The organism is Pseudomonas sp. GV085 (genome assembly GCF_003050925.1).
Lineage (GTDB): Bacteria > Pseudomonadota > Gammaproteobacteria > Pseudomonadales > Pseudomonadaceae > Aquipseudomonas.
Genome location: NZ_QAOV01000025.1, coordinates 24231 through 30643 on the forward strand (window position 1 = coordinate 24231; position 6413 = coordinate 30643).

The 6413-nt window shown below is 60.9% G+C and carries 5 protein-coding genes and 1 rRNA gene; 2 read left to right on the top strand and 4 right to left on the bottom strand.

The features are described from left to right. Nucleotides 1-82 precede the first annotated feature (82 nt). Nucleotides 83-1531: an aldehyde dehydrogenase gene (locus tag C8K63_RS29610; RefSeq protein ID WP_108219917.1), complete on the bottom strand. Its 1449-nt coding sequence runs from the start codon at nucleotides 1529-1531 to the stop codon at nucleotides 83-85. An 83-nt stretch (nucleotides 1532-1614) separates the two neighbouring features. Next, nucleotides 1615-2445, bottom strand: a complete 831-nt coding sequence (locus tag C8K63_RS29615; protein WP_108219918.1) for a p-hydroxycinnamoyl CoA hydratase/lyase — start codon at nucleotides 2443-2445, stop codon at nucleotides 1615-1617. A 213-nt stretch (nucleotides 2446-2658) separates the two neighbouring features. On the opposite strand from C8K63_RS29615, the gene C8K63_RS29620 reads away from it, so the two are divergent. After that, the gene (locus C8K63_RS29620; RefSeq protein WP_108219919.1) at nucleotides 2659-3147 is read left to right on the top strand and encodes a MarR family winged helix-turn-helix transcriptional regulator; all 489 of its coding nucleotides are present in this window, start codon (nucleotides 2659-2661) and stop codon (nucleotides 3145-3147) included. Nucleotides 3148-3207: 60 nt separating this feature from the next. On the opposite strand, the gene C8K63_RS29625 is transcribed toward C8K63_RS29620, so the two are convergent. Continuing rightward, nucleotides 3208-4515, bottom strand: coding sequence for an OprD family porin (locus C8K63_RS29625; protein WP_256595035.1), 1308 nt, complete (start codon nucleotides 4513-4515; stop codon nucleotides 3208-3210). 343 nt (nucleotides 4516-4858) lie between these two features. On the opposite strand from C8K63_RS29625, the gene mhpT reads away from it, so the two are divergent. Further along, the gene (gene mhpT / locus C8K63_RS29630) at nucleotides 4859-6067 is read left to right on the top strand and encodes a 3-(3-hydroxy-phenyl)propionate transporter MhpT (protein ID WP_108219921.1); all 1209 of its coding nucleotides are present in this window, start codon (nucleotides 4859-4861) and stop codon (nucleotides 6065-6067) included. A gap of 252 nt (nucleotides 6068-6319) precedes the next feature. Here the strand turns inward: mhpT and rrf are convergent. After that, nucleotides 6320-6413 (bottom strand): 5S ribosomal RNA (gene rrf / locus C8K63_RS29635); the annotation flags it as partial.

Genomic DNA, 6413 nt, shown 5'->3' on the forward strand with positions numbered 1-6413 from the left:
TTCTCCATCAAGGCACGCTACCACCAGGCCGCTCGAATGGGCATGGTGGTGGCTGCCGCCTTTTTATTGTTATTTCTGCGGTTCAGATCGGGTAATGCCGCGGTCCATGCTGCAAGGTGACCCAGCGCAACTGGGTGAAATGCTCGATGGACGCCTTGCCGCCAAAGCTGCCGTAGCCGCTGGACTTGACCCCGCCGAAGGGCATTTGCGCTTCGTCGTGCACGGTCGGGCCATTGATATGGCAGATGCCCGACTCGACTCGTTGGGCCAAAGCCAGGGCGCGCCCGGTATCGCGGCTGAAGATCGCCGCCGACAGCCCGAACTCGGAATCGTTGGCCAGACGCAACAACGCTTCATCACCCTCAGCGCGCAACAACACCGCCACCGGGCCGAAAGACTCTTCGCGATACAGACGCATGGTCTCGTTGACGCCATCGAGCAGGGTCGGCTGCAAAATGCTGCCGTCCAACTGTCCGCCGACCACCAGCCGCGCGCCCTTGCCCAGGGCATCGTCGATCAACCCCTTGATGCGCGTTCCGGCACTGGCATCCACCAGCGAACCGAGTACCGAGTCCGCCAGCGCGGGATCACCGGCGCGCAGTGTCTCGACCTTGGCCGCCAGCCTGGTGACAAAAGCATCGGCGACCTTGGCATCGACGATCAGTCGCTCGGTGGACATGCAGATCTGCCCCTGATTGAAGTACGCGCCGAAAGCGGCTGCCTCGACCGCCGCATCCAGGTCGGCATCATCGAGCACCAGCAACGGCGCCTTGCCGCCCAGCTCCAGCAAGGCCGGCTTGAGATGGCGTGCCGAGAGCTCGCCGACGATGCGCCCGACATGGGTCGAACCTGTGAAGTTGACCCGTCGCACCGCCGGGTTGGCGATCAGCCGCTCGACAATCGCCGGGGCATCCGCCGGGGCATTGCTGATGACATTGACCACGCCATCCCCCAAGCCGGCATCCTGCAAGACCTGGCCGATCAGGCGGTGCACCGCCGGGCTAAGTTCGGAGGCCTTGAGCACCACGGTGTTGCCGCACGCCAGCGGCATGGCGATGGCGCGGGTGGCGAGAATCACCGGAGCATTCCACGGGGCGATCCCCAGCACCACGCCGCAGGGTTGGCGCAGGGCCATGGCAAAACTGCCCGGCACATCCGAAGGGATGACTTCACCATTGATCTGGGTGGTCATCGATGCCGCTTCACGCAGCATGTTGGCCGCCAGCCGCACGTTGAATCCGTACCAGTTGGCCATGGCCCCGGTTTCACCGGCCGCGGCAATGAACTCGTCGCTGCGCGCCTGCAACTGCTCGGCGGCCTTGAGCAAACGGCTGCGACGTTCATTGGGCGCCAGAGCGGCCCAGGCGGGAAACGCTGCCTGGGCCGCAGCCACTGCGGCGTCGGCATCTTCCAGGGTGGCGGCGGCAACCCGCGATACCACTTCACCGGTCACCGGGTTGCGGCGTTCGAAGGTCCGACCGTCGCGGGCAGGCAGCGACTGGCCGCCGATCAGCAGGGGCACGTCCAGCATGTTGATTCCTCTTTATTGTCTTTATCGGGAATGCATTCGAGCGATATGAAGCGCCGGGGCGGACATGCACCCGGCGATCAGACTCAGCGTTTGTAGGTCTGCAGACCGGGCTTGATGCTCTTGTCGTCGAGGAACTGCTTCATGCCCTGCTCGCGGCCACCTTCGGTGTCGAGCAGGCGTGACTGGTCAAGCTTGGCGTACAGGTAGTCCTCGTTCTGCTCCCAGGTCAGCTCGCGGCAGCGCTTGAAGCCATGCTTGGCCGCACGCAGCACCACCGGGTTTTTCTCCAGCAGGTTGCGCGCCAGATCCACGGTGACTTCACGCAGTTGCGCCAGGGGTACGCTTTCGTTGACCAGGCCCATCTCGGCGGCTTTCTGCCCTCCGAAGGTCTTGCCGGTCATGATGTAGTACAGCGACTGACGATGGCCCACGGTGTCGGCCATGGCCTTGCTCACCAGGTTGCCCGGCGGGATGCCCCAGTTGATTTCCGAGAGGCCGAAGGTCGCTTCGTCGGCGCAGATCGCCAGGTCACAGGCCACCAGCGGGCTGAAGCCGCCACCGAAACACCAGCCGTTGACCATGGCGATGGTTGGCTTGGCGTACATGCGCAGCAGTTTCCATTGCCATTGCGACGCTTCGCGGCGGATTTTTTCCTGGAGGATCTCCGGGCCCGCGTCCACTTCGCGGAAATACTCCTTGAGGTCCATGCCCGCGGTCCAGGCATCGCCGGCACCGGTCAGCACCAGCACGCCAGCCGCCGGATCCTGCTCCAGGGTTTCCAGTACATCGATCATTTCCCGGTTGAGTGTCGGGCACATGGCGTTGCGTTTTTCCGGGCGATTGAGAATGACCCAGGCGATGCCTTCTTCGATCTCGACCTTGACGGTTGTCCAGCGACCTTCGTAGTTGCTCATGGCGATGCTCTCTTGTTCTTGGCTTGAAGATGACTGGAAATTAAAGGACCCATTTAGTTATGTCAATTAACTGTTAATCAAATTAACCATTTTTTATCCACCCTGAAATATCCTCCGATCCCATCGCCATGAACGACGGGCATAGCTATCAGCGGCCAACCCCGGCAAACTGGATACGTTTGTTAACCTCCAACTGTTCAGGATTCACCCGCAATGGCCAAGCCTTCTCCCCTCGCCGATCAGAGCGAGTCCCCGTCCGCCACCGCCGAGATGCAGGCACCGTTGGATTCGGCACTGGATGACCTGATCGGCTACGCGATGCGGCGCGCCCAACTCAAACTGTTCCAGAACCTGATCGGTCGCCTGTCAGCCCACGACCTGCGCCCCGCGCAGTTCTCGGCCCTGGCGATCATCGAGCAGAATCCGGGGCTGATGCAGGCCGACCTGGCCCGGGCCCTAGCCATCGAGCCGCCGCAGGTGGTGCCGCTGCTCAATAAGCTGGAAAGCCGCGCGCTGGCGGTGCGGGTGCGCTGCAAGCCGGACAAACGCTCCTATGGAATCTTCCTGAGCAAGACCGGCGAAACCTTGCTCAAGGAGCTCAAGCAGATCGCCGCGCAAAGCGATTTCGACTCCACTTCAACGCTGACCGGCGAAGAGCGCGAGGAGTTGCTGCGCTTGCTGAGAAAGGTTTACCAGGACTGAACGCGTTATGCCGGCACACCTCCGAGGAGTGGCCGGCAAGGAACATCGAGCAACCCGGCACTACCAGATCGGCAAGGTGTAAAGCACTTGGAACCGGGTCTGGTTTTCATCACGAAACGCCGTACCGCTCGGGAAGTCATTGCGATAGATCGCCTTGCGCGCCAACAGCCCGAGGTTTTTCAGCGGGCCGCTCTGAATCACATAACCCAGTTCCATCTGGAATTCGCGCTCCTTGCGGTCCTCGGCGTTGAAGGCGGCCAGTTCGATATTGTCGCCGCGCACGTAACGCAACCTTCCCTTCAAACCGGGCACTCCGGATGCGACGAAGTCGTAGTCATAGATCGCTTGCCAGGTGCGCTCCTTGGCGTTGAGAAAATCCGAAGCCATGGTCTGTTCGCTCATACCCATCAACTCGGTGCCAGAGATGTAGGGCGTTGCCGTGTCGCCGCTGGAGTGCATGTAGCCAAGGCTCACTCGATGCCCGCCGAAGCGGTAGCCGAACAATGACGAGAGGTTGCGGTTGTCCACCCTGCCCGCCTTGGCGCTGCCATCCTCGCGGCTGAAAAAACTGCGCAAGTCACTGGTGAACACGCCTTCGCCGAGCGATAGGTTGTGCAGCAATGCCAGAGTGTCCTGTTGGTACAGGTCGGCCACCACGGCATGGTAGGCGCGCAGACTGAGTTCTTTGTTGACCTGATAATCACCCCCTACGTACGCCAGATGCGAGGTGGTGGCAGCGCCGTTGAAACGCCCGTTCGGCGAGGCGATGGTCATGGCCTGATAGTCCGTGGAATCGCGCTTGTTGATACGATCGATGTAACCGGTATTCAGGGTCAGACCATCGATGTCCCTGGAACTGAGCGTGGTGCCGCGAAAGGTCTGAGGCAGCAGTCGCGACGGGCTGGCAAAGGCAAACGGCAGGAAGATCGAGACATCGCCACTCTTGATCGTTGTCTGGGCAAACCGCAGCTTGGCCGTCGGAGCCAGCCGCGAATAGTCATCCGCCGCGCGCTTGTCGCTTGCCGACACCGGCAACAGTTCGGTGCCGCTGCGATCCGGAGCGGAGTCGAGCTTGACCCCCAACAGCCCCCGCACGTCCAGACCAAAGCCCACAGTTCCCTCGGTAAACCCGGACTCCATGCCCATGATGAAACCCTGAGCCCATTCCCGCGCGGCAGTCTTGGCGCCGCCGTCCTGGTATTCACGGTCCAGGTAGTAATTGCGCAGGGTCAAGTTTGCGTGACTGTCCTCGATAAATCCTTCGGCCCGCAACTGAAAGGGCAGAACGCTGACACCAAGCAGCGCCACGACCCACCCGGGATGGAGACTGGAGACGCAGGAGAGCGACGCTACTGAACCGGTGTTCATGGGGCGTTTTGGCATGTTCGATGTCCACTTTTTATTGTTTTTCTGGTGCCGGACCCGCACGGGACTGCCGGCTTCACGATCAGAGAATGGAAACAGCCAAGGGGCGTCGTCAATCGCAGATGATCGATTATCGAACATTAATATTATTATCTATTTTTAAAAATTATCTCCAACAAATCCATAACAAACTGTTTTTTATCGCTTTATTCTTTATTTACGCTGATTTTACGACACCATTCTTTTTTTAGTTATCTTTGTTATCTTAATCGCCGGCGGTCATTGACGGCGCTCCCAACGCACGGAGGGCTCGACTGCATAACAAAAACAACAATGAGGTTCACCCATGGACAGTCCATCGCGTCGCTCGACGCTGACAATCGCTTTGTGCTTTATCGTTGCGCTGATCGAGGGGTTCGATCTGCAAGCTGCCGGCACCGCTGCCGCAGGATTGCGCCAGAGCTTTGCCCTGGACCCGAAGATGATGGGCTGGGTGTTCAGCGCCGGAATCATTGGCCTGTTGCCAGGCGCATTTTTTGGCGGCTGGGTAGCCGATCGTATCGGCCGCAAGAAAATCCTCGTCGGCGCCGTGTTGCTGTTCGGTGTCTTTTCCCTTTGCACCGCCTATGTCGAGAGCTATTCCAGCCTGCTGCTGGTGCGCTTCATGACCGGCCTGGGCCTGGGCGCCGCACTGCCCAACCTGATTGCCCTGTGTGCCGAGGCCGTGAGCGAGCGCCATCGCGGCACCGCCATCAGCGTCATGTACTGCGGCGTGCCCCTGGGTGGCGCGCTGGCGGCAGTGGTGGCAATGTTTTCCAGTGAACACTGGCAAACCACCTTTATCATCGGCGGCCTGACGCCCTTGCTGGTGGTGCCGCTGATGGCCCTGCTGCTGCCCGAATCCACTGCGTTCCGCCAGCACCACGCCACGACCGTCAGCCCACGGTCGTCTACCGCCCAGGCGCTGTTCGGCGAAGGACGCGCACGCAGCACGCTGGCCTTGTGGTTGAGCTACTTCTTCACCCTGACCGTGATGTACATGCTGCTCAACTGGCTGCCCTCGCTGTTGCTGGAACAGGGTTTCACCAAGCCCCAGGCAGGCATGGTGCAGATGCTGTTCAACCTGGGCGGCGCCATTGGTTCGCTGCTTGGCGGGGTGATGCTGGACCGCTGCAACGGCCTGAAAGTGATCCTGTTCGTGTACGCAGGAGTGTTGGCGGCACTGGCCGGGGTCGGCCTGTCGGTGGGTATCGTGCCAATGGCAATCGCGGGGTTTGCCGTCGGGCTGTTCGTCATGGCTGCACAGCTTGTGCTGTATGCACTGGCACCCCCTTCCTACCCGACTTCGGTGCGCGCCACCGGCGTCGGCGCGGCCGTGGCCATCGGCCGGCTCGGCTCGGTGGCAGGTCCCCTGGCCGCCGGCCAGATCCTTGCCACCGGGGCCGGCACCACTGGCGTGCTGCTGGCAACTTCACCGGGGTTGGTGATCGCCGCGCTGTCGATCCTGACCGTGATCGCCCGCACCGGAGCGATCGCCGAGTCTCGACCGAATTGATCTTGTAGGAGCGAGCTTGCTCCGGGCGGCGTTCCGACGATGGTCTTTAACGCTGACGCTGGCTGCCTGGGGCCACGCGGTGCCCTGGCGCTCTTCGCGAGCGAGCTGAACTGGTCAAGTAACCGGTGTCCGGGATTACTTGACCAGTTCAAGCTCGCTCCTACAAGTTACCGACGAGCCGATAAGCCTGTGGTATGAGATGCAAAAACAAAACCCCTACCTGCGTGCGCAGATAGGGGTTTCGGAATTTAATCTTGACGATGACCTACTCTCACATGGGGAAACCCCACACTACCATCGGCGATGCATCGTTTCACTGCTGAGTTCGGGATGGGATCAGGTGGTT

What these genes read in the sequence shown, in the direction of transcription:
- C8K63_RS29610 (WP_108219917.1), bottom strand. Translation starts at nt 1,531, where the DNA reads ATGCTGGACGTGCCCCTGCTGATCGGCGGCCAGTCGCTGCCTGCCCGC.
- C8K63_RS29615 (WP_108219918.1), bottom strand. Translation starts at nt 2,445, where the DNA reads ATGAGCAACTACGAAGGTCGCTGGACAACCGTCAAGGTCGAGATCGAA.
- C8K63_RS29625 (WP_256595035.1), bottom strand. Translation starts at nt 4,515, where the DNA reads ATGAACACCGGTTCAGTAGCGTCGCTCTCCTGCGTCTCCAGTCTCCAT.
- mhpT (WP_108219921.1), top strand. Translation starts at nt 4,859, where the DNA reads ATGGACAGTCCATCGCGTCGCTCGACGCTGACAATCGCTTTGTGCTTT.
- C8K63_RS29620 (WP_108219919.1), top strand. Translation starts at nt 2,659, where the DNA reads ATGGCCAAGCCTTCTCCCCTCGCCGATCAGAGCGAGTCCCCGTCCGCC.